24 protein-coding genes and 1 pseudogene are annotated in these 24178 nt (G+C 44.6%); 15 read left to right on the top strand and 10 right to left on the bottom strand.

What is annotated here, in order from left to right; all coding sequences use genetic code 11:
• Nucleotides 1-54 precede the first annotated feature (54 nt).
• The 9 genes from DWZ61_RS09460 to DWZ61_RS09430 form a co-directional block, all read right to left on the bottom strand.
• Nucleotides 55-423, bottom strand: a complete 369-nt coding sequence (locus tag DWZ61_RS09460) for a nuclear transport factor 2 family protein (RefSeq protein WP_117465138.1) — start codon at nucleotides 421-423, stop codon at nucleotides 55-57.
• 50 nt (nucleotides 424-473) lie between these two features.
• Nucleotides 474-1382: a radical SAM mobile pair protein B gene (locus tag DWZ61_RS09455; RefSeq protein WP_117465998.1), complete on the bottom strand. Its 909-nt coding sequence runs from the start codon at nucleotides 1380-1382 to the stop codon at nucleotides 474-476.
• Nucleotides 1370-2059, bottom strand: coding sequence for a radical SAM mobile pair protein A (locus DWZ61_RS09450; RefSeq protein ID WP_117465997.1), 690 nt, complete (start codon nucleotides 2057-2059; stop codon nucleotides 1370-1372). Before DWZ61_RS09450 ends, DWZ61_RS09455 begins: the two co-directional genes overlap by 13 nt.
• A complete protein-coding gene (locus tag DWZ61_RS09445) occupies nucleotides 2056-2493 on the bottom strand; it encodes a radical SAM mobile pair system MarR family transcriptional regulator (RefSeq protein ID WP_004853467.1) in 438 nt (145 codons plus the stop codon). Before DWZ61_RS09445 ends, DWZ61_RS09450 begins: the two co-directional genes overlap by 4 nt.
• A gap of 118 nt (nucleotides 2494-2611) precedes the next feature.
• Entirely contained in the window at nucleotides 2612-2758 is a 147-nt protein-coding gene (locus DWZ61_RS19735) for a hypothetical protein (protein ID WP_181968682.1), read from the bottom strand.
• Nucleotides 2759-3040: 282 nt separating this feature from the next.
• Entirely contained in the window at nucleotides 3041-4066 is a 1026-nt protein-coding gene (locus tag DWZ61_RS09440) for a CPBP family intramembrane glutamic endopeptidase (protein ID WP_117465996.1), read from the bottom strand.
• 28 nt (nucleotides 4067-4094) lie between these two features.
• On the bottom strand, nucleotides 4095-4412 hold the full coding sequence (locus tag DWZ61_RS09435) for a hypothetical protein (protein ID WP_117465995.1): 318 nt from the start codon (nucleotides 4410-4412) through the stop codon (nucleotides 4095-4097).
• Nucleotides 4413-4531: 119 nt separating this feature from the next.
• A complete protein-coding gene (locus DWZ61_RS19730; RefSeq protein ID WP_015554547.1) occupies nucleotides 4532-4693 on the bottom strand; it encodes a hypothetical protein in 162 nt (53 codons plus the stop codon).
• A gap of 166 nt (nucleotides 4694-4859) precedes the next feature.
• Nucleotides 4860-5300: a hypothetical protein gene (locus DWZ61_RS09430; protein ID WP_117465994.1), complete on the bottom strand. Its 441-nt coding sequence runs from the start codon at nucleotides 5298-5300 to the stop codon at nucleotides 4860-4862.
• 623 nt (nucleotides 5301-5923) lie between these two features.
• Between DWZ61_RS09430 and DWZ61_RS09425 the strand changes: the two genes are divergently transcribed.
• Complete coding sequence (locus tag DWZ61_RS09425) at nucleotides 5924-6346, top strand: hypothetical protein (protein ID WP_118503181.1); 423 nt, start codon at nucleotides 5924-5926, stop codon at nucleotides 6344-6346.
• A gap of 171 nt (nucleotides 6347-6517) precedes the next feature.
• On the opposite strand, the gene DWZ61_RS09415 is transcribed toward DWZ61_RS09425, so the two are convergent.
• Nucleotides 6518-7546 carry a LacI family DNA-binding transcriptional regulator gene (locus DWZ61_RS09415; protein WP_182427042.1) on the bottom strand — a complete coding sequence of 343 codons (1029 nt, stop codon included), beginning with the start codon at nucleotides 7544-7546 and terminating at the stop codon, nucleotides 6518-6520.
• Between the two features lie 139 nt (nucleotides 7547-7685).
• Here DWZ61_RS09415 and DWZ61_RS09410 point away from each other — a divergent pair, with 139 nt between their 5' ends.
• The 14 genes and pseudogenes from DWZ61_RS09410 to DWZ61_RS09345 all read left to right on the top strand — a co-directional run bounded on the left by DWZ61_RS09410 (nucleotide 7686) and on the right by DWZ61_RS09345 (nucleotide 23965).
• Entirely contained in the window at nucleotides 7686-8441 is a 756-nt protein-coding gene (locus DWZ61_RS09410; RefSeq protein WP_279220494.1) for an extracellular solute-binding protein, read from the top strand.
• Between the two features lie 37 nt (nucleotides 8442-8478).
• Nucleotides 8479-9369, top strand: coding sequence for a sugar ABC transporter permease (locus DWZ61_RS09405; protein ID WP_118503177.1), 891 nt, complete (start codon nucleotides 8479-8481; stop codon nucleotides 9367-9369).
• A 7-nt stretch (nucleotides 9370-9376) separates the two neighbouring features.
• Nucleotides 9377-10222 carry an ABC transporter permease subunit gene (locus DWZ61_RS09400; RefSeq protein ID WP_117465990.1) on the top strand — a complete coding sequence of 282 codons (846 nt, stop codon included), beginning with the start codon at nucleotides 9377-9379 and terminating at the stop codon, nucleotides 10220-10222.
• 15 nt (nucleotides 10223-10237) lie between these two features.
• Nucleotides 10238-11962, top strand: coding sequence for a glycoside hydrolase family 13 protein (locus DWZ61_RS09395; protein WP_118538193.1), 1725 nt, complete (start codon nucleotides 10238-10240; stop codon nucleotides 11960-11962).
• 235 nt (nucleotides 11963-12197) lie between these two features.
• Nucleotides 12198-13757, top strand: coding sequence for an NAD(P)/FAD-dependent oxidoreductase (locus DWZ61_RS09390; RefSeq protein ID WP_118538191.1), 1560 nt, complete (start codon nucleotides 12198-12200; stop codon nucleotides 13755-13757).
• A pseudogene (locus DWZ61_RS09385) lies at nucleotides 13750-14733 on the top strand (FAD-dependent oxidoreductase); the annotation flags it as partial. The gene DWZ61_RS09390 and the pseudogene DWZ61_RS09385, both read left to right, overlap by 8 nt.
• Nucleotides 14734-14752: 19 nt before the next feature.
• Nucleotides 14753-15130, top strand: coding sequence for a DUF1667 domain-containing protein (locus DWZ61_RS09380; RefSeq protein ID WP_118538189.1), 378 nt, complete (start codon nucleotides 14753-14755; stop codon nucleotides 15128-15130).
• 123 nt (nucleotides 15131-15253) lie between these two features.
• On the top strand, nucleotides 15254-16777 hold the full coding sequence (gene glpK / locus DWZ61_RS09375) for a glycerol kinase GlpK (protein ID WP_118538187.1): 1524 nt from the start codon (nucleotides 15254-15256) through the stop codon (nucleotides 16775-16777).
• Between the two features lie 132 nt (nucleotides 16778-16909).
• The gene (locus tag DWZ61_RS09370; protein ID WP_118538185.1) at nucleotides 16910-18571 is read left to right on the top strand and encodes a GGDEF domain-containing protein; all 1662 of its coding nucleotides are present in this window, start codon (nucleotides 16910-16912) and stop codon (nucleotides 18569-18571) included.
• Nucleotides 18572-18647: 76 nt separating this feature from the next.
• Nucleotides 18648-19841: a pyridoxal phosphate-dependent aminotransferase gene (locus tag DWZ61_RS09365; protein WP_117465983.1), complete on the top strand. Its 1194-nt coding sequence runs from the start codon at nucleotides 18648-18650 to the stop codon at nucleotides 19839-19841.
• 104 nt (nucleotides 19842-19945) lie between these two features.
• Nucleotides 19946-20800: a patatin family protein gene (locus DWZ61_RS09360; RefSeq protein ID WP_117465982.1), complete on the top strand. Its 855-nt coding sequence runs from the start codon at nucleotides 19946-19948 to the stop codon at nucleotides 20798-20800.
• 44 nt (nucleotides 20801-20844) lie between these two features.
• Nucleotides 20845-21756: an undecaprenyl-diphosphate phosphatase gene (locus tag DWZ61_RS09355; protein WP_117465981.1), complete on the top strand. Its 912-nt coding sequence runs from the start codon at nucleotides 20845-20847 to the stop codon at nucleotides 21754-21756.
• Nucleotides 21757-21874: 118 nt separating this feature from the next.
• Nucleotides 21875-22354: a DUF6465 family protein gene (locus DWZ61_RS09350; protein WP_117465980.1), complete on the top strand. Its 480-nt coding sequence runs from the start codon at nucleotides 21875-21877 to the stop codon at nucleotides 22352-22354.
• A 216-nt stretch (nucleotides 22355-22570) separates the two neighbouring features.
• Nucleotides 22571-23965, top strand: a complete 1395-nt coding sequence (locus DWZ61_RS09345) for a DUF2142 domain-containing protein (protein ID WP_117568974.1) — start codon at nucleotides 22571-22573, stop codon at nucleotides 23963-23965.
• Nucleotides 23966-24178: the final 213 nt, after the last annotated feature.

Genomic DNA, 24178 nt, shown 5'->3' with positions numbered 1-24178 from the left:
AGCTGCGCCACAGCCTTGGCAGGCCATCGCGCAGCGATTTTGTTCAACTTGAATTTATATAATTGGTGTGCCTATGTGCTTATCTATTCTCCATTGTGGAGGATTTCCATCATCAGCCCAGTATTCATCCATTGACGTAATTTTATCATTTGCTGTTCTTATGAATGACACCACATGGAAATATACACTTCTATCTTGGGGATAAACTTTTGTTACCGTGATGAATAAATCGCCTATCACTTCAACTCGTTCAACTGTTCCATCCCAATCACCTGGATATTCACAGTTTGCAATAATGAACTCATCGACCGTAAAGTGTTCGTTGGAACAATGCCAATTCACATACGCATCTTTGTGAAAAAAACTTCTGATTGTGTTCTCATCTTGAGCCAACACAGCCTTAATAAAACTGCATACATCCATAATTACTTACCTCGTCAAATTCCGATTTTCTCAATTCTCCAAACTGGAAATTAGCGATTTCTTTTTCCGGTATTCTCTGTCCCACGGATTTCCTCATGATAGAAATAATCTACAATCACCGGATGCCCCTGCGGGACTCTGCCATAAGGCATTTCATTATCCACAAAGGCACAATCATACTTCTTAGCCATTTTCTCAGCTTTTACTTCAAGTGCTTCAAAGTAGCTGCGGTTATGCTTGTTATAGATCTCGTCGTAAAGTGGTACAAGATCAGGATATTGTCCGGCGATATAATCCATAATTGTCTTTTTGAAACCGCCTCGAAGATTGAGATTTTCGAGCCAGAACAGATCGCACTGATCCTTTACCCGCTCAAAGATCGCTTCAAAGTCCGTGATACCGGGAAATACCGGGGATACGAAACAGACTGTACGGATCCCTGCTTCATATACCTGCTTCATAGCAGCGATACGACGCTCAATGCTTGAAGCAGAGTCCATATCGTTCTTGAAATTTTCATCCAGTGTGTTGATCGACCATGAAACGGTCACTCGTCCATGCTTTTTCAGCAGATCAATATCCCGTACCACAAGATCAGACTTTGTGCAGATCAGAATATCTGCGTCACTGCCGATCAGCTGCTCCAGAAGTTTTCTGGTATTCCCGAATTGCTCCTCCTGTGGATTGTAGCCATCTGTCACAGAACCGATGACCACCCGCTGTCCGGCATATTTCTTCGGATTTTTAATTTCCGGCCAATGCTTCACATCAAGGAAAGTGCCCCATTCCTCCTTGTGCCCGGTAAAGCGCTTCATAAAAGAAGCATAGCAATACTTGCAGGCATGTGTACAGCCCACATAGGGATTGACCGAGTAACCGCCTACCGGCAGACTAGACTTAGTCATGATGTTCTTTGTTTCCACCTCACGAATGAGGATTCCATTTATTACTTCTTCCATGATTTCTGTACCTCTAACACTTTATTAAATTCTTCCGGCATTTCCTGAATCATATTTTCATCCCCTATGATAGGGACAAGGTCTTCCTTCATAAACACCGGAATGCCGAGCTTATGTGCCTGGTCCGCCAGAGACCATGCCCATTCCGGCTCCGTATGAATCTTCCTGTTCTGAACTCCGGTCATGGTGCCGACAACGATCCAATTGATTCCGGAAAGGTCAACTGTGCCGGGATCGTCGAATAACGGCTCAAAGGTAACATGGTAATGTTTTGCTCTGACGTTTTTCCGAAGGGCATCGATACGCCACAGTTCTGCTTTCCTCGTCACCGTAACGCCAAACCATGCGTTTTCCAGATCGGTATCAAAATCCAGCAAATCAGGTCGCTTGGTAAGGAACAGGAACTGATGCTGCGGATTTTCACGGATCTTTGCAAGTACCTCGTCTCTCCATTCCGGCTTCCATCCGGAGAGATCGCTCATCCCGGTAAGAAGAAAGTTCTGCGGACGTTTCTTTTCCATCATCTTGAGCTTACCCGGAAAGAATTCAGGGTTAGCGAAGTCATCAATCATATGCCAGCGTTTCACGTTGTTGCGGGCATAGCAATATGTACACCCCACTGTGCAGCCAATGACAATATTCATGTTCTGAATCTGATCTTTGATACAAATACTCATGACTTCTGCCACTCCTCAAGATTCTTTCTGATGCGGTCGAGACATTCCTCAAACCGGGTAATTTCTTCCTCTGAAAAACCTTTGTAGTAAATACTGCCCATCTCATCAGATACAGAATCGTACTCGCCCTTTAAGGCATGTGCTTTCTCAGTCAGAAACAGGAGTGTTTTCCTTTTGTCCGTTTCAGACTGAACACGGCTTATCAGCCCTTGATTTTCCATTCTTTCCAGCATTGTAGTAAGAGATGTTATCGCTAATCCGCATTTAGTCGAGAGTGACCTGATTGAGATACCATCCTCCTGCCACAGCACATAAAGAATACGTCCCTGGGCTCCATTAAACGCATCAATATTCTTTTCACTGAGAATCTTCTCGAAAATCCGGTCTCCAAGCTGTTTTATTTTGGTGACAAGAAATCCTCCATTCATTTCCATACAAAATCTCCTATATAGTAGTTTATCAAAAACATACTATATAGGAGCTTTATTGTCAACAGTTTATATGTCCTAATAGGTAAATTCCGTTTTTTTCGATTCTCCAAACTGGAAGTTATTAGTGCTTATCTTTTAGAAAACAGCCAGCTACAGCGACGCCAAATCCAAGAAAACCTAGGACATATCCAAAGAAATTATTTGTTGTCACAGCAATTCCTAAAAGTATTGTTGCAATCCCCAATAACTCAACCTTAATTCCTTTCATAGCAAATACCTCCGTTACAAACTTGAATTTTCTTATGCTCCTGTTCTATTTTACAACCACAGTGTGGACAATATTCTTCACTATTTATAGGTACAACCCTTAATGATTTGCCACAGAATGGACATTGATTTTTGATTACAATTATGATTAACCTATTATAAGTTATGCCACTTCAATTTTTGCAAATATCATCCAATCTGCAATACATGAAATTAAAATAACTATTCCTAAAAATGCAGGTACTCCTGCAAATTGTTCTAAATAATTTGAATGAATTCAATATTATGCTTTTTTCTCCTTAAATGGCTTCAGAAAGATCACCCATCCATAGATCAGCAGATTCATTACCAGTGCCACAGGAATAGCTCCCCAGTGGATTTGCTGATTCTGAAGTACATCCGCAGAGTACGTTCCTGAAAAAACTACCACCATATTATTATTCAGAAAATGAATAATTATCGGAACCCAGATATTCTGGGTTTTCATATAAGTATATGCCATAAAAATCCCCAGTGAAATACAGGTAACAAACTGGCTTGCCAGAGCCGTCAGCCCCATATCCGGCGTAGTGTAATAGAAGAAGTCTATTGGCAGATGCCATACAGCCCACACACAGCCCAAAAGGATTACGCCGCCTTTTAGTCCAAATTTTTTCTGAAGAAGAGGCTGAAGATAATATCTCCATCCGTATTCTTCTCCAAAGAATGCCACTACTGACAGGAAAAAGTTTACCAAAACAGTAAAAAAAATGATCCAGGTAGTAGGATTTGCCATTATTTTGCCAAATTCAGAAAGCTGGCCGCTCAGAGCACAGGCAATCACAAATCTGAGAAGATATAATCCAATAAACAACAGGATCATACGAATAGATATATTCCAATGTTCGCTGTTCAGTCCATAGGATCTGCGCTTTTCTTTACCGGATTGCAGAAGAAGAATCCAGAAAATAACGCTGCCACCTATTATAACGTACTCCATGATCGTTGCCCACTGAGAATATGGCATGCTCATCAGATCTCTATTTTGGGGAGCCAGAACAGAAGCCGCCGTGCAGACAACCAGCACCGCCGTGAGAGCTACAAAGAATATGAAAAAAGCCGTTGGAAGATTTTTATCTCCTTTTTTGGTAATTAAATAAGCCATCATCACACCTGCTGCTGGATACAGCATCTGCGCATTTGGAAAAGCGCTGAGATCAAGACCTTTTCCATAGCCATACCACATCAGAAGTCCCATTACATATGTGATTCCGTATGCTATAATCACATAAATCAATAGCTGTTTTTTCTCTGTTTGCATAAATTTCATAATTTCCTCCTTGCAACTTCAAAGTTATTTACTTCTCTTCATACTTTTTAACGATAACTAAACTATAAACAGCCATAATTACAATTGTTTCCACCATCACACCAATAACCGACAACAGAACGTATGGTGTATTTTGACCATCTAACAGCGGAATTCCTAATATAACAAAAATGATTCCATAGATTATAAACAATAGTCCGCTCGCACGATTGTAACCTTTAACATCTTTTACTTTTATTGTTTCGGTATTAGCCCAGAATCCAACGGGATTCTTAGAAAACATATCTTTTATTCCTAATCCAATTATAAACACTCCCAAAAGTGACCATATAACAAACCCAATCATATTGTTTCTCCTTACAAACCGCATTAAAACCATAATGAGACACATTCTTGTATTTCCCAAAATCGAGATTTACTAATTCTACAAATCCCGATTTTCTCAATTCTCAAAACAGGAAGTTGTCAGTCCTTCTTGTTCTTTTCAATAGCATTAATAGTGCAAGCAAAACCTGTAATCATTGAAAGTAGTATTGCTCCACCCATTGCTTCGTTCATTCCAGCACCAAAGAAAAAACCGACCAACGCTGCAATTACCATAAGAATGATTGAAATGATTACTCTCATAATATATACCTCCATAAATAAGAATTTAAGGTTCTCTCTTATTTTCAAAATAAGCTTCAATCTTTTTATCTACAACAATTCCTACAGGTATCAAAACCAATAAAATAATTACCATTATTATCAATGTAAAAACCATCGCCCCATCAAAACATTTATCAGCAATAAGTTATTTTTCTTCTATAGATTCTGTTGCATTAGTTTTATATTTCTCTTCACATGCTTTTAAGTAATCAAAGCACAATCCACCATCACATCTATAGAAAAATGGATCTTTACAAATTGTATTATCACTATTGAGAATAAATACAGGTATGATATCTTTATCGTTGCTGTTTATATAACTAATTTTAAAACTGTATCCTGTTCTTCCAAGTGAAATGCCATCTCTTTTCATTGAAATACCTTGAATATTCGCCACTATATATTCGATATCTTCTGAATCGGTGATAGTAAAACCAGTTCCTGTATTTCCATCGAACACATTTATATGGTCTACCTCAGAAGGATTTACATTCTTACCGAATTTCTTTGGCATGAAATAGTAACCTACTGTTCCTACCAATAACACAGCAATTAAAATAACCAGAATACGCAGTTCCTTTTTCATACACTCTTTACCTCCACAAATATCGATTTTGTATAACAGTAGTCTAACACATGTTGATAAAAAGCACTACAGCCAAACTAATGTCTGTGATTTGCTTTCCATAAAATGTTCCTTTCAAAAATAAATTATATTTTCTATATTGAGGTGTTGAAAAAATGGTTCATAGACATTACCTAAGATGTGTATTCATTGCCTTAAATGTACAACTACATGAAGTATAGACATTATAATATTTATAGACACAAGAACAAAATAATAACTTAACGTTTCTAAAAATATAAAAAGGCTCTCCAGATTATCTGAAAAGCCTCTTAGGATTGTATTTGAATTTGGACTACTTGATTTTCTAACTGCATACGCAATTCGTGAAATGCATAATTATACTGTCTTGATATTAGACACACAAAGGTAAATAGGGACAAATATAATAAGTTATGATGATATTGAAATAGAAACAGGTAAAAAATATATTTTACCTACAATAGCTAAAACCAGGAGGGGAATATGTTATTATCATATCATGAATGTCTGGAAAAATATGGTACAGATTATCGAATTAAAAAAACATACAGGAAGGTCATCTATTTATAACAGAAAATGGTCTCTATTCAGAGGATAGGTATGTGCCGGAATTAGAGATCATCATGAAAAAAGATCCGAATGCAATACTGACACTTAACAGCGCATTTTATTATTATGGACTGACCGACACCATACCGGATCATTATTATGTCGCAACGCCCAAAAGTAATAGAAAAATTGAAGATGTACGGGTGAAGCAGATTTATGAGAACAGTAATGCTTTTGAAATGGGGAAGACAACGATAGAGTATGATGGAGTGGATATAACAATTTATAATGAAGAGAGACTGCTGATTGAATTAATACGTAATAAGCGCAAATTTTCTTTTGATCTATACAAAGAAATAATAAGTAACTATAGAAAGCTGATCCATAAAATGGACATGACACAAATTATGGAATATGCATATGAACTGCCAAAGACAAACATGGTGATGGAAACTATCAGACTGGAGATTTTATAAATGATTTCTATACGAAAGCAGATTGAGCAGGAAGAATATTGTTTTGATATCGCATATGATGATGAAGGAGCCAGTCTGCTGATTAATTCTAATGAGCAAATGTTAAGTGAAAAGCTATGGTCTTTATTAAAATTCGGAACATTTTCCGCAAGATTTAAGGATATATACGAATTATGTTTCACTGTGTAACACCGTGCTGTCTCGTTGAATCAAATGTGGCAAGGCGGTATAGGTCTGGATCAGCATCTCCGGGTTCTGTATCTTTTTCAGCAGAGATGCTCCGGCACGGGTGCCAAGACTGTACATATCAATATCCACGACAGTCAGAGATGGTGTGATCAGAGGTGCATAAGGGTAATTGTCGAAGGAGACAATAGAAATGTCCTCCGGAATGCGCAGGCGGAACTGACGGATTGCCTGGATGACGCCGACGGCGATAAGGCTGTTAAAGCACAGAATGCTGTCGGGAGGTTCCGGTAGTCGCAGAAGCTCCGTGGTATGTTGGATGATCTCTTCCAGATTGGAAGAAGTAGGGATGACATAAGCATCTCGGGGTGAGAGATTGTTGCGCTCCAGAGACAGCCGATATCCCAGGAAACGATCTCTGTAAATATTGTCTTTGTCAGAACCGCCGACGAAGGCAATTTTTTTATGCCCGAGAGAGACCAGGTGAGTGATTGCCAGATTAGAAGACAGAGAATGATTGGTGTCAATCCAGGACAGCATGGAGTCGAAAGAGGGTTTTCCGATACAGATATGCGGGAAATCGGTGGCTAATAGTACTTTCTCAATTGCAGGAGTTACGTAATAACCGTTGATCAGAATGCCATCTGCTTTTTTAGATTGTATGGCATTGATGATCTGCTCTTCAGCTTTTTCTTTGGAACGATCCAGATCCAATAAGCCGAGAAAATATCCTTTTTTGCGTAATTCATGGGACGAACCGGAGATAATGTCGAACATATGGGGATTCTCGTAGGGGCGTCCCTTGTAAAAACTGTCAGCATAGAGGACAGTTGTGCTGCTTTTTTTAACCAGGGATACTGCGGAAGAATTGGGAATGTAATTCAATTCGGCTACGGCATCCTGGATTCGCTTATAAGTGGAAGAAGAGACATGCATCTGATTGCTCAGTACTCGGCTGACTGTGGAAATAGATACATTGGCTTTTTTGGCTACATCCTTGATTGTTGCTGCCATCTGAGATCCTCCATTGGTAAAACGTTTGCGTAAATTGTGCATTTTTTATGGGCTGTTTCGTTGCTATTTCGCAGGCGGTCTGCTATTTTTAGTATATCGAATTCGCAAAGAAGATTCAATACTTTTTAAACATAGCGCTGTGTTTTATAAAAGTAGAAAAACGTTTTATCAAAAGGAGGAAGCTATGAAGAATGAGACCACGGCAGATCAGTATGTATTTGTCGAGCAGCATTCCACTTCCTATAATGCAGCAGCCTGGATCCAGGGCTTTGGCGGTTATCTGATCAATGAGAACAGAGAGCCGGGATTGAATCTGCCCCAGACGGTAGAAGCTATGGAATATCATAAGCAGTTTGTGTCATATATGCCGGCAGATGGTGAGTACAATACCGTGACAACTCTGTTTACGGAAGGAAAAGCAGCAAGTACTATCGGAGGTCCCTGGCTGGTACCGGGTATCAAAGAAGCCGGTATTGACCTAGGAATTGCGCCGATGCCGGTCCTGCCGAACGGCACATCTCTGACACCTTTTTCCGGAGTACAGGGCGTTCATGTACTGAAGCATGCAGCAGAGACGAAAAAGGAGGCGTTGGCAGAAGTGTTGAAGGTACTTGGATCCAAGGAGACCGGTGTGGCACTGGCAAATGCCGCAAGCTGTGCACCTGCCAACAGTAAAGCTTATGAAGATGCATCTGTGTCAGAGGACCAAATGATCATGGCACTGAAGACTATGGCAAACAATGTAGTACCTATGCCCAACATTCCGGAAATGGATGTGATGTGGTCAGTGACAGATGACCTGCTGGCAGCAGTGAATAAGCGTGGAGAGGATGTGCAGACGGCATGCGATGCACATCAGAAGGAAGCTTTGGAACAGATTTCTGCAATGCAGTAATTTGCAGATGTAATGACAGGTAAGGAGTGAAAGCAGGATGAAACGAGGAAAGAAGAAAGCATGGTTCTACAGTATGCCGTTTCTGATCATTGTAGGGTTGATGATTGTCGTGCCCTTATTGTATACCGTAGAAATATCCTTTACCAATATGAGTATTTATCATTGGAAGGATTATCATTGTGTTGGACTGGACAATTATAAAAAGGCATTGCTGGCTTTTGATTCTGGATTTCTTCCTGCTTTTTTACGGACTCTATTATGGACTGTATCCAGTATGGCATTACAGTTGATCTTTGGCTTTTTCGTTGCCGTTGGGCTGAATGCGAAGGGATTAAAACTGAGAAGGGTCTACAAGACTCTGCTGATCGTGCCCTGGGCGATGCCGGCATATGTATCAATTCTGTTATGGCGCATGGGAATTTTTAATACGGAATTCGGACTGTTTAATCAGATACTGAAACAGATTGGAGGCAAAACGGTAAATTTTCTGTCCACAAACGGTATGGCATTTATCAGTTGTCTGGTGGTGAACCTGTGGCTGGGAGTTCCGTATATGTTCACGATGATGGACGGTGCCATGCAGAGTATTGACCGGAATATCTATGAAAGTGCGGAATTAGATGGTGCGGGATTTTGGAAAAAACATTTCTATGTGACCATTCCACAGATTCTTCCCATTCTGATGCCGGTGATCATTATGGCTACATTCACGGCGTTTAAGCAGTTTGACATTGTGTATCTGATGACGATGCAGACCGGTTCGAAGACTGGTGCAGATATTAATACGGTAATCACCTATGTATATGAAAAAGCGTTTATTACCAGCAACTATGGATATTCATCCGCTGTGGCGTTTATTGTATTTGTGATTATACTGGTGCTTTACAAGACCATGAACCGAAGGGAGTTTTCAATCTCGGAACAGTGAGGGGAATATGACAGGGAAAAAAATTAAAGAAAAAGTAAAGCTGATATTGCTGAATATAGGATTCATTTTACTTTCTTTCCTGACACTGATTCCTATCCTGTATGCATTCAGTATATCTATCAGTGGGAGTAACAGTATTATTTCCACAGAATTTCATATTTTGCCGAAGACAATCACTATGGATAACTATATTACGATCCTGACGGAGAGACCTTTTGGGAGATGGTTTGTGAACAGTCTTCTGCTAAGCGCACTGACCGTTCTGCTAACTATGCTGGTGGCTGTGCCGGCTGCGTATGTATTTTCCAGAATGCGGTTTGCCGGACGAAAGAGGACTTTATATATTTTACTGGTGTTAAATGCGTTCCCGGCAATTCTCTCCATGTTTGCAATTTATCGGATTATCAAGACTCTGAATCTGTTGAATTCTTATATGGGATTGGTATTTATCTATGCGGGAAGTATGGCGATTTTTGTTTTCTGGAATATGAAGGGATATTTTGACAGTATTCCTGAGGCTATCGAGGATGCAGCGAGAATTGATGGTGTGAATGACAGACAATTGATCACGAAGATCGTCATGCCGCTGGCAAGGCCAAGCATCATCATCTCTTCTGTTCTGGTGGTGATCTATGTGTGGAATGAATATATTTTCAGCACAGTCTTTTTGTCAGGCGCGGAGAAAAATACACTGGCGGTAGCGCTGTATTCTCTGCAGGCTACGGACTATACGCGTAACTGGCCGCTTTTTTCGGCAGCGGCAATTCTGACAACACTTCCTGTATTGATTTTGTTTTTCCTGGTGCAGAAATACATGGTATCGGGACTGTCTTCGGGAGGTGTCAAAGGTTAAAAGCAGGAGGAACTTATGATTTTACAAGAAGCAATTTTACATATACCGCTGTCGCAGTATGCATTTGCGAACAGTGAGATGAATCTTACAATTCGTATCCGGGTGGCGAAGGATAATCTGACAGATTGTGTTCTGTGGTACGGAGACCGCGTACAACCCGGTGATCCTATTGTGTTTACGGCAGTGTACATGAAGAAGATACTGTCGGATATGCATTTTGACTATTATGAAGCAACTTTTGAGACTCCGTATGACAGGGTATGCTACTATTTTGAATTGAAAGACCCGGAAGAGACGTTTTATTATGCAGATATCTGCGCAAAATATCTTCCGGTAGAGAGAAGCGAATTTTACCAGTATCCGTTTATCCGCAGAGAAGAGATCTGTGAGGAACCGAAGTGGTTCCGGGAGGCAATCGTTTACAATATTTTCCCGGACAGTTTTGCCAGCGGACACCGCGAGATCGTAGGACAGGGAAAAGAGATGGAATGGCAGAACGGCATCCGGTTGAAAAGCCGTCTAGGCGGAACCATACAGGGGATCCGGGAGAATCTGGATTATATTCAGAAGCTGGGATTCAACTGTATCTACCTGAACCCGGTATTCACGGCGGGAGAGTATCATAAATACGACCTGCTAGACTATTTTCATGTGTCCCCCAATATGGGAACGGACGAAGAGTTCCGGGAATTGGTGCAGGATATTCACAACAAAGGAATGCACATTGTCATTGACGGTGTGTTCAACCATTGCAGCTGGTATTTCCCGCAGTTTAGCGATGTGGTGGAAAAAGGAGAAAGCTCCGAATATGTCAACTGGTTTTATCGGCTGCAGTTTCCGGTGATACGCCCGGCAACGGAAGAAGAAAAGCCGACATACAGTTGTTTCGCTTATGAGCGGAAGATGCCGAAGCTGAATTCTTCTAATCCGGAGGAAAGAGCTTATTTTATGGAAGTATGCCGTTATTGGATTCGGGAATTTAAGGTGGATGGCTGGCGTCTGGATGTGGCAAATGAAGTGGATCGGGGATTTTGGAGAGATTTTCGTAGGGCTGCTCATGAGGAAAATCCGGAGAGTGTTATGATAGGGGAGATATGGGAGAGCTCGGAGACCTGGCTGAACGGAGACATGTTTGATTCCACCATGAATTATGATTTCCGGAAGAACTGTCGTGATTTCTTTGCCCTTCGGAAAATTTCCGCAGAGGAATTTCATGATCGTATCGTGAAGATGCTACTGCGATATCGTACCGGAACGCTGCGTGGGCAGTTAAACCTGTTAGACAGCCATGATGTCAACCGGTTCCTGTCGTACTGCGAGGGAGATCTGCGAAGATTCCGGCTGGCAGAAGTGTTCCTGTTTACCTCTCCCGGAATTCCCTGCGTATTCTATGGGGATGAACTGGGAATGGACGGCAGTAGCGAGACAACACTGCGGGGGCCCATGCCCTGGGAAAAGGTGCAGGATGGAGAGGATGATTTCTTTTCCCGGCTGATTGCTATTCGTAAAGAACATGAGGAGCTGACCTATGGAGATTACACTCTGCGATATATGGATCATGACGGAGGATATATCTATCAGAGAACCTGGGGAGATCACAAGATTACAGTCTGTCTCAATAATGGCAGCACAACGATTGATCTGCGGGAGTATTTGGGAAAGGGCAGCGTGCTTTTGAGTGAATCCTATGAAGCCGGAAAGCTTGGGAGTATGGGATATGCAATTATAGAAGAAAAATAGAACAATAATAAGAGACCGGATGGTGAGCGATTGCTGTCCGGTTTTTTCGACTACATTTTACACAGAGTGTTGCTGGTTTTCGGTCGTGTTTTCCCGCAGAATATGGTAAAATAAATAGCAAAGAGACATTTGCGACAAATAAAAAATGGACATTCATAAAGAGAAAACGGATATTCAGAAGGTAAAGGTGGACATTCAAATATAAATGTAAACATAGGAAAGGCAGGGCGAGGTTATGAAGGATTATGATGTGATCATTATCGGCGCCGGAGTCAGTGGCTGCGCCATTGCCAGGGAACTGGCGAAGGGAAAGCTAAGGATTGCTGTACTGGAGGCGAAAAGTGATGTCTGCGAAGGTACTTCCAAAGCCAACAGCGGTATCGTGCATGCGGGGTATGATGCAGTACCGGGGACTCTCAAGGCACAGTTAAACGTCCGGGGCAATGAAATGATGGAGGAACTGTCGAAGAAGCTGGACTTCCCGTTCCGCAGGAACGGATCCCTGGTGTTATGCTTTGAAGAAGATGCCATGTCCGGTCTGGAAGAACTGTATCAGCGAGGCATGGAGAACGGGGTAAAAGAATTGAAGCTTTTGTCCCCGGAGGAAGTCTGGGCAATGGAGCCGGCGGTGTCCCGTGACATCGTAGGAGCCCTGTATGCCCCCACCGGTGGTATCGTCTGTCCCTTCGGACTGAATATTGCGCTGGCAGAAAATGCGGCGGAAAACGGCGTAGAGTTCTATCGTGACCACAAGGTGACAGCTATCGTGGAACAGAGACCGGTATGGACCGAGAACCCACCTGCGAAGGAAGGACGGATGTATCAGGTGCAGGTGGATGGTGAGATATTCGTGGCACCCATCGTCATCAATGCGGCAGGTGTCTATGCGGATGAAATTCACAATATGATCTGTGAGGAGAAGATCCGCATCGTGCCTCGCAGAGGCGAGTATCGTCTGATGGACAAAAATTGTGGCGATCTGGTAAATTCCACTATTTTCCAACAGCCCTCTAAAATGGGTAAAGGTATCCTTGTAACTCCTACTGTCCATGGCAATCTGCTGGTAGGTCCGACAGCGGAGGATATTCCGGATAAGCAGGATGTGGACACCACGGCAGAGGGACTGGCGAAGGTTTTGAACCTGGGAAGCAACAGCGTGGATGCCCTGGACGGCAGACAGACGATCACTTCTTTTGCCGGACTGCGAGCTCATCTGGTACATGAAGAACCTGCGGAAAAATCGGATTTTCTCATTGGCGAGGCAGAAGGACATCCCGGCTTTATTGATGTGGCAGGTATTGAATCTCCGGGACTCACCAGTGCACCGGCTATTGGCGAGTATGTGGCACGGATTGTTAATAATATTTATCCCGCAGAACGTAAGACGGATTTTATTGACAGCAGAAAAGGCATTCCCAGCATGGCACTTGCCACGGAAGAGGAGAGAGAAGCACTGATCCGGGAAAATCCTGCGTTTGCCAATGTGATCTGCCGCTGCGAGCTGGTGACGGAAGGAGAGATTCTGGAAGCGATTCACCGCCCAGTAGGAGCAACGACACTGGATGGTGTCAAACGCCGTACCAGAGCCGGTATGGGCAGATGTCAGGCGGGCTTCTGTTCCCCGAAGACGTTGGAAATCCTGTCGAGAGAACTGCATCTCGATCCGGCACAGATCACTAAGGAAGGAACCGGCTCAGAGATTCTGACCGGTAAAAATAAAGACACCGCACCCGGAGAGGGCGGAACATGGAAGAGGACACAGGCGCCTGTCGGAAAGGAGGCACTCCATGAGTAAACGCACAGAAGACATCGTCATCATCGGAGGAGGTCCTGCGGGACTGGCGGCAGCGCTGTCTGCGAGAAAGGCCGGCTGTGAAAAAGTGCTGATCTTAGAGCGTGACAGAGAACTGGGAGGCATTCTGAACCAGTGTATCCACAACGGTTTCGGACTGCATACTTTTAAAGAGGAGCTGACCGGACCGGAATATGCGGAACGTTATATTGACATGGCAGAAGAAGCAAAAATCCCTTATCTGCTGAATACCATGGTAACAAATATTTCCCTGCGCTCCGATGGACGCAAGAAAGTCACCGCCATGAACAAAGAGGACGGGCTGCTGGAAATCGAGACGGAGACCGTGATCCTGGCTATGGGATGCAGAGAACGTTCCCGGGGAGCACTGAATATCCCCGGCAGCAGACCGGCAGGCATCTACAGCGCCGGAACGGCACAGTATTATGTAAATATCAGAGGGCGGATGCCCGGTAAATGTGTGGTGATCCTTGGTTCCGGAGACATCGGACTTATCATGGCGAGACGTATGGTGCTGGAAGGTGCCAAAGTACAGTGCGTGGCAGAGCTTCGCCCCCAAAGCGGCGGACTGAAGCGTAACATTGTCCAGTGCCTGGACGATTTCAACATCCCTCTGTATCTGAATACTACCGTGGCACAGATTCACGGCAGAGACCGTGTAGAGGGAGTGACCCTGACAAAAGTGGACGATAATGGAAAACCCATCCCCGGATCCGAGTGGGAGGTTCCCTGCGATACGCTGTTGTTATCCTGCGGGCTGATCCCGGAGAACGAACTGACCAGGGGCTTAGGAGCGGATATGGACGGCAAGACCGGAGGACCGGTAGTGGGAGAGAATCTGGAGTGCAGTATTCCCGGCGTCTTCGCCTGCGGCAATGTGCTCCACGTCCATGAACTGGTAGACCATGTATCCGCAGAAGCGGAAAAGGCTGGAAACTATGCAGTGGAATATATCCGACAGAAAAGAGGGTGAGACGATGGCAGAGAAGAACACAACACAAAGAGAACTGACCTGTATCTGCTGCCCGGTGGGGTGTGCTCTGACTGTGACCATAGAAGGTGACAATAGTGTCACAGTGACCGGCAACCGGTGCCCCAGAGGGGCGGCTTACGGAGAAAAAGAAGTCACGAATCCTACCCGGATCGTCACCTCCACCGTGCGTGTGGAAGGGTATCCGGACACAGTAGTATCCGTGAAGACGGCTTCCGATATTCCCAAAGGCAGGATCGATGACTGCATGAAAGCCCTGGCAGATGTCACTGCGGCTGCACCCATTCATGTAGGAGATGTCATTGTGGAAAACGTAGCTGACACGGGTGTCAATATAGTGGCAACCAGGTCGTTTCGCGGGTGACAGAGGACAGAACTATTGAGAATAGAGCATATTTGGGGCAATGGACACAATATATTCCAATGACACGATTGGGATATGCTATGGGCAGAGCCTGGAACGAACAACGGGAGGTTACATAACACAATGGGAGATACACATAACACACAGAAAAAGACATACATCATGGCACTGGATCAGGGAACCACGAGTTCCCGCTGTATCCTGTTTGATAAACAGGGAAATATCTGTTCCATGGCACAAAAAGAATTCACACAGATCTATCCCCAGCCAGGCTGGGTAGAGCATAACCCTATGGAAATCTGGTCCTCCCAGCTGGGAGTGGCCATTGAAAGTATGGCGGTGCTGGGTATCACCGATGACCAGATCGAGGCCATCGGCATCACCAACCAGCGTGAGACGACGATCCTCTGGGATAAAAATACCGGAGAACCGGTATACAATGCTATTGTATGGCAGTGCCGCCGTACTTCCGATATGATCGAGGAACTGAAAAAAGACGGCTTTGATCAGATCATCCGGAAGAAGACCGGCTTGATCCCGGATGCTTATTTCAGTGCTTCCAAGATTGCCTGGATCCTGAATAATGTACCCGGTGTCAGAGAACGGGCAGAGCTGGGAGAATTGCTTTTCGGTACGGTAGATACCTGGCTGATCTGGAATCTGACCAAGGGTGCCGTACATGTAACGGATTATACCAATGCTTCCCGTACGATGCTTTTCGATATTCATAATCTCTGCTGGGATCAGGAGATTTTGAAGCATTTTCATATCCCGGAGAGCCTGCTGCCCAGGGTATGTTGTTCCAGCGAAATCTACGGCAGGACCGATGCTTCTGTACTGGGCGGCGAGATTCCTATTGCCGGTGCGGCGGGAGACCAGCAGGCGGCGCTGTTCGGACAGTGCTGCTTTGAGCAGGGAGAAGTGAAAAACACTTACGGAACCGGCTGCTTCTTATTAATGAACACCGGACACGAAGCCATTACCTCCCAGTCGGGTCTATTGACCACTATTGCTGCCAGCACAAGCAAGAACGTAGAATATGCCCTGGAGGGCAGCGTGTTCGTAGCCGGTGCCGGGATCCAGTGGCTTCGAGACAGTATGCGTATGCTTAAGACCTCCGCACAGTCCCAGGAGTATGCGGAGCATGTGCCGGATACCGCAGGGGTCTATATTGTTCCGGCATTTGCGGGCATGGGAGCCCCCTACTGGGATCAGTATGCCAGAGGAACCATCGTCGGCATTACCAGAGGCTGTACCAAGGAACATTTCATCCGGGCCACGCTGGAATCCATCGCATACCAGACGGCAGATGTGCTGGAAGCCATGGAGAAGGACAGCGGCATTGATTTAAAGAGCCTGAAAGTAGACGGCGGCGCCAGTGCCAATGATTTCCTCATGCAGTTTCAGGCAGATATCGTCAACACCCAGGTACGCCGTCCGGCATGTATCGAGACGACTGCTCTGGGAGCGGCTTATCTGGCAGGACTTGCGGTAGGCTATTGGAAGAATCGTGATGAGATCCGTGAGAACTGGCAGATCGGAGCATCCTTTGCACCGGAAATGGATGAAGAAGACTGCAAGAAACTGTTAAAGGGCTGGCATCGTGCGGTGAAATGTGCTCTTGCATGGGCAGAGGATGAAATCTAAATAAAACCTTAATTTTTTACGGGTGACGTGTATTTTTGGCGGAGCAATCTTGTAAAGTGACAAAGTACTGTGGTATGATAACTATTTAGAATACCATGGCTGTTTATGATGGCCTCTGACAGGGGATGATCAATGACAGCTTGGGGATTCCGGAAAGGAACCGGCATGGATTTAAAGGGTTTACCACAGACCGTTCAAAATTTCATAGAGGAAACCATCCAAAACCGGGAAAACGGTAAATTTCCGGACAACGAGACCTGTCAGAAAGTGATGGAATATGCAGCAGACACCGGCTCACAGAAGCTGGCCGGCCTGGGGCTTTATTATCTTGCAGAATATTATTGGCAGAACGACCAGTATGAAAACACCTTGCAATGTCTGACAGAGAGTATCGGTTATCTGAAAAATGAGCAGATGTATGAACTGCTGGCCAGAACCTATAATATGATGGGAGCGGTGTCCGATCGGAAGAATAACCGGATGGTGGCCTTAAGTTCCTATTATAACTGCCTTCAATATGCAGAAAAATACCATTTTTATTATATCCAGGGCATGGCGGAGAGTAATATTGCCTATACCCTGGTCAGGATGCGCCTGCGGCAGGAGGCGATACAGCATTACCGTACAGCAATCGACTCCTATAGTAAGTCAGAGAAAACATATCAGCTGAATTATAACAGGATCAACTGTATGATCGAATGTGGCTGCTGTCACATGTATATGGGAGAAATGGAAGAGGCTTTACGGCTTTGGAATCAAATAGAACAGATCATCAGAGAGGCACCGGAAAGCTATTATTCGAAAATAACATTAGAAATGTATCGTATTTCCTGCGAATTATTACAAGGGCATGAGGAAGAGGCTTTAAAGCTTGCAGCAGATCTTCTGGAGCAATTGTCAGACCGGGATGTTTTTGAAGAGATCATGGATGAACTGGTGATCCTGGCGGGAATCCTGGCAATCCTGCCTGATGGAAAATATCTGGAAGAATTGATCCGGATCATTGATGAAAAGCATATCGAAGAGCATTATAATATTTTCCTGGATCTGTATCCTTTCAAGAGTGAACTTCTGCAGAAGAAGGGTCTCACCTGGGAATACATAGATTATACCCGCCAGTATTTTGATATTTATGAGAAATACCAACAGGAAAACAGAGAAGCGCTGATCAATGTCATAGAATTGCAGAACCGGCTGAAAAACGTTACGTTGGACTGGACGAACATGAAAGCTTCCAACCGGGAGCTGGAAAGTCTGGCTATGCATGATGAGCTGACGGGACTGGCAAACCGGACCTTTTTACATGAACACTTTACGAGCAGTTTTGAACATGCCTATGAGGAACATGAGCTCATGGGAGTAGAACTCATGGATATTGATTTCTTCAAGGAATACAACGATCATTACGGACATCTGGCCGGAGATCAGTGCCTGAAAGCGATTGCCGGAGTTCTGCGGAAACAGCAGGTTCCGGGTAAGATTTTCTGTGCCAGATACGGTGGGGATGAATTTATGATTCTCTATACAGAAATGACGGTGGAGAAGATACGAAGAGTGGCGGAAGATATTTTGAGGAAGGTCCGCAAATTGAAACTTCCCCATGAATGCAGTAATTGCAGCAACTATGTATCGGTAAGCCAGGGAGTATTTGTGCGGATTCCGGTGGGCAATAACAAGGAATGGGATTTCACATCAAGAGCGGATGATCTTCTCTATAAGGCCAAAAGCTGTGGAAGAAACAGTATCTGTCTGTCCACGGAAAGGTTCGGAGATAAGTTTATAGAGATCAAATAAACAGCGCAGAATCAAATTTGAAATTTGATTTGCGATTCCTCCGACGAAAGGAATCGTCTGCGGAAAGGAGATTAGTATGTTAGTTCAGAAATATAAAGACATGCTGTCGGGAAAATCGGTGATCCGGCAGCTTTCGGAATTCGCTACGGCAAGAGGACAGGAGATCGGATACGAGAACGTATTTGATTACAGCCTGGGGAATCCTTCCGTTCCGGTTCCCAGAGAATTTACAGATCGTATGATCCATATGCTGGCAACGAAGGAACCGTTGGAACTGCATGGCTACAGTCCCAGCCTCGGTATTACAAGTGTCAGGGAGGCAATTGCGGAGAACCTGGAGAAAAAGTTTGGGCTGCCTTATCGTAAGGAGCACATTTTCATGGCATCCGGGGCGGCAGGAGCGTTGGCACATGCTTTTCGTCTGGTGACGGAGCCGGGAGATGAGATCCTGACTTTTGCACCGTTTTTCCCGGAATATCATCCTTATGTGGATCTCACCGGAGCGGTACTGAAGGTGGTTCCCCCCAATCTGGAGAACTTCCAGATCAACTTCGAGGCGTTTGAGGAGATGCTGACGGAGAAGGTCAAGGCAGTACTGATCAATACGCCCAACAACCCCTCCGGTGTGGTATATTCCACCCCGACATTGCAGAGACTGGCAGATATCCTGAGCGAAAAGTCCAAGGAATACGGTCATATTATTTATCTGATCTCTGATGAACCTTATCGTGAGATCGTGTTTGAAGGTGTAGACAGTCCCTGCGTATCCTATTTTTATGACAATACCATCATGTGCTATTCTTTCTCCAAATCTCTGTCTCTGCCGGGAGAACGTATCGGTTATGTGGCAGTGAACCCGGCATGTGAGGATGCGGAGACCATGATCAATATGTGCGGACAGATCTCCCGGGGTATCGGACACAACTGTCCTCCATCCATTATCCAGCTGGCAGTGGCACAGGTACTGGATAAGACCGCAGATCTGTCAGTGTATGAGACGAATATGAACATTCTCTATAAAGAACTGCTAGACCTGGGATTCACCTGCGTGAAGCCCGGCGGAACCTTCTACATTTTCCCGAAGGCGCTGGAAGAGGATGCCAAGGTATTCAGTCAGAAAGCATTAAAATATGATCTCGTTCTGGTACCGGGTGATAGCTTTGGTGCACCGGGATATTTCCGCATGGCCTACTGTGTGGACACCGAAAAAGTGGAGAGATCTCTGGAAGCGTTGCGGAAGTTTGTGAAGACGGAGTATGCAACTATCTAGAGTCACGCAGCATATCGAAAGCGAATTGTGCTTGCACGAATGAGCTTTTCGATACGCTGATGTGGTTCTGGATAGTTGCAGAAGCAGAAAGGAGAGTAATGAGAATGTATCAGGCAGGACTGGTATTGGAAGGCGGTGGCATGAAGGGTGTCTATACCGCCGGAGTGTTGGACTTTTTTACCGAAAAAGGAATTGACTTCTCCCATATCTATGGGGTATCTGCCGGAGCGTGCCATATGTGCAGCTATCTGTCCAGACAAAAGGGACGGGCGCTGAGTGTCAGTGTGGATTATTTGGATACGAGACGGTATTGCAGCCTGGAAAGCTTATTGACCAGCGGAGATTTGTTCAATGTGGATTTCTGTTATCACCTGATTCCGGATTACCTGTATCCGTATGATTACGATACCTTTGAAAAATATCCTGGCAAGGCCTACAGCGTGGTGACCAACATCGAGACGGGACAGCCGGAGTATCTGCGTGTCCGTGATATCCGCAAGGATATCGACAAGATCCGGGCATCCGCATCCCTGCCGCTGGTGGCACGGAATGTGAAGATCGATGGGAAGCTGTATCTGGATGGTGGCATCAGCGATGCCATTCCTCTGGAGAAATCTATTCTGGACGGCAACCGGAAGAACATCCTGGTCATGACCAAAGAGGTGGGATTCGTGAGAAAGCCCGCATCTGCGTCACAGCTGGGACTCATAAAACTCAGATACCTGAAATATCCTAAAGTATATGAACTCATGGCAGACCGACATGTCCGTTATAACGAGTGCCTGGACTATATTGACAGACAGGAGAAAAACGGTCAGGCTTTCGTGATCAGACCTCATAAGAAGAGTGATGTGGGACGGATAGAGAAAGACAAGGACAAACTGATCGCATTATATGAAGAGGGCTATCAGGAAGCAGAGAACTGCTATGAAGATCTGCTGGCATATCTGGAAAAATAAAAGCTCTGATTCGTCAGAAAATAAAAAAAGATAGGAGAAACAAAATGTTAGAAATTATCAAGGCAATTATCTACGGTATCGTGGAGGGCATCACCGAGTGGCTGCCCATCAGCAGCACAGGACATCTGATCCTGGTGGAGCGTCTGATTCCCTTTCAGGAGACCAGTGAAGGTTTCTTCGATATGTTTGATGTTGTCATTCAGTTGGGAGCTATCCTGGCGGTAGTCGTTCTGTTCTGGAACAAGATCTGGCCTTTTTATATGAAGAAAAATCAGCAGACAAAAAAAGGTGGTATTGTAAGATCTAAAAAAGATTTTACGGTAGGAAATGTGGCACTGAGCATGGATGCTTTCTGGATGTGGGTGAAGATCGTTGTAGCATGTATCCCTGCGGTCGTTTACGGCCTGCTGTTTGATGATGCGGTGAGCGAAGCCTTCAAAAAAGAGATCGGAACCAGTGGAGTAACGGTCCAGGTCATCGTGGTAGCAGTTATGCTGGTACTGGTCGGTGTATTGTTTATCGTGATCGAGAACTGGAACAAGAATCGTGTACCTACCACCACAACACTGTCACAGTTGACCTACAGAGATGCATTGATCATCGGTTTCTGCCAACTGGTGGCTGCGGCGCTGCCCGGAACATCCCGCTCCGGAGCTACGATCCTGGGTGCTATTATGATTGGTATATCGAGAACGGTGGCAGCGGAATTTACCTTCTTTCTGGCGATTCCCGTTATGTTTGGAGCGAGTCTTCTGAAGGTATTGAAGTTCGGATTTGCATTCACGGGAATGGAGCTTGCCTGCCTGCTGGTCGGTACAGTGATATCCTTCATTGTATCCCTGTTCGTACTTCGTTTCCTGATGGGATATATCAAAAAGCATGACTTTAAAGTCTTTGGATGGTATCGTATTGTGCTGGGTATTATCGTATTGCTGTACTTTCTGGTATTCGCATAACAGTTGACAATTATAGGGAAAAGGAATACACTACCCTTATCGAGCGCCGAAATACGGTACTTGTGAGGAGAATGAAAATGTTTTTTGTACATGATTCGTACAGAAGGGAGACGGTAACATGGCAGTAGTTAAGAAAACTGTAGCACCTGTAGCAGCTAAAGTGGAAGCACCTAAGGCAGAAGTGAAGAAAGCAGCACCGACAACTCCAGTTAAGACAGAAACCAAGACCGCTGTGAAGGAAGCTGAGAAGGCCCCTGTAGCAAAGGCAGAAGAAAAAGCACCTGTAAAGGCAGAGGTTAAGAAGCCTGCAGCCAAGAAGGAAACAGTTAAGAAAGAGACCAAGAAGGCAGCACCTGCAAAGGCAGAGGCTAAGAAGCCCGTAGCCAAGAAGACAGAGTTAAAGAGTGAGATCAGCGTTCAGTTCGGTGGAAAGTCCTACTCTCAGGAAGAACTGCTGAAGATCGCCAAGGACGTATGGAAATACGATCTGAAGCAGAAGGCAGCTGACCTGACCAGCGTAGAGCTGTATGTAAAGCCCGAAGAGAACATGGTTTACTATGTAATGAACAAAGAGATCACCGGAAGCTTCTACATATAAACTATTCAGAGTAATAAAAAATAAGTATATATACGTTGAATGCTTGCATTCATAAGGATATATACTTATTTTTATATTACGAAGTAACCCTATGAGCAAAAGGAAAGCACCGAAGGTGCGGTTTTGCGAATAGGGTCTGAATAGTTTACCAGGCCCCAAAGTTGAATTTACCACTTTGGGGTCTTCGTATCTATAAAAATGTTAAAGGATGACAGAATGCAGAAAAAATCAGAAAAGATTATTTTTACATTATATCTGTTGGGATTCCTGGCACTGGCACTTACACTTGCACTGTTGCAGCCGCTGGCCAACACACCGCCGCTGTATGGTAATCCGCCGGATGAACATGCGAGATATCTGATCCCGCAGTTTATCTGCAAGTATGGGAAGATCCCTACGGGATGGGAGGAAGAGGTGCGGATTCCGGCCTACGGATTTTCCTATGCTCTGTATAACGTATTTCCCTATATCGTGCAGGGATATCTCATGCGCTTTGTGAGCCTGTTTACGGAATCGGAAGTGGTACTGCTCTATACCGCAAGACTGGTGAACGTAACCTTTGGCCTGCTGATGGCAGTAGTGGTATATTTGATTGGAAAAAGAGTGTTCCGGGATGACCGATTCCGTTGGCTGTTCTGCTTTGCAGTAACGTACCTGCCGGAGGGATTGTTCCTGCACACTTATGTGAATACGGATTCCTGCTGTATGTTATCCACGGCCATGATGGTATATGCTCTGGTATGCGTATATCAGGATGGTATAAGTCTCCGCAACAGTCTGTGGATGAGCGGTGGTATTATTCTGTGTGCTCTTTCTTATTATAATGCCTACGGATATATCGTAAGCTGCATTTTACTCTTTCTGTTGTCCTTTTTGCAGAAGAAGGAAAACGGCGGCTATTTCTATGACTGGAAGAATATGCTGAAATACGGCTGTCTGATCGCCGGAGTAGTTCTGGCGGGGATCGGCTGGTGGTTCATCCGCAGTTATATCGTTCTGGACGGAGATCTGCTGGGACTGGCCACCCGGGAAAAGATGGCGATCCAATATGCGGTGGAGAGTGTCAATCCGCTGACCATGCAGACTTATCAGTCCATGGGTTATACGGTGCTGGAAATGTTCCGGGAACGCTACACACTGTCCGGTCTGTTCCACAGCTTCGTGGCAGCTTTCGGCTCCATGTCCATCTACGGAAGCATCTGGCTGTATCGGGCGTATAAAGCATTTTTTGTGCTTGGCACCGCGGGAAGCCTTCTGTATGTGATCTGCTATAAGAAGCGTCGCAAAATATCCGGAAGAGAATGGTTCTTCCATATTAATATGCTTTATTGCATTTTTATGCCGGTATTTCTGACGATTTATTATGCATACACCACGGATTATCAGAATCAGGGACGGTACCTGCTCCCAGCGCTGCTCCCCCTGATGTATTATATGATAAAAGGAATTCAAAAACTTTCGGAACTGAAGATCAAAGGCAGAACCTTTCCCCGGTGGCTGGTGAATACAGGGGTTGCGATATGTTTTCTGATCCTTGTCGGAGGCACAATAGATATGGTATATGTACGGGCACTTCCCGTATATCTGGAGACAGGACTGGTACTGAAATAGTGCCGGTCCTTTTTGTGTATACGATGAGCCAAGTACAGATTTGTGCTTGCACAAGAATCTGTATTTGGCGAATGAGGCTCTGAATAGTTTTTTTAATATTTTGTTTAGAATTATTTTCGGGAAAATCAGTTGACAATAATATCCTGTAGTGATATTTTAGGGTAAGAAGATGTTAGCACTCCTTTTAGATGAGTGCTAATAATCCCAAAGGGA

The sequence above is a fragment of the Clostridium sp. AF34-10BH genome, from assembly GCF_003478095.1.
In the GTDB taxonomy this organism is placed as follows: Bacteria; Bacillota; Clostridia; order Lachnospirales; family Lachnospiraceae; genus Acetatifactor; species Acetatifactor acetigignens.
This window is presented reverse-complemented; position numbering and strand designations above follow the sequence as displayed.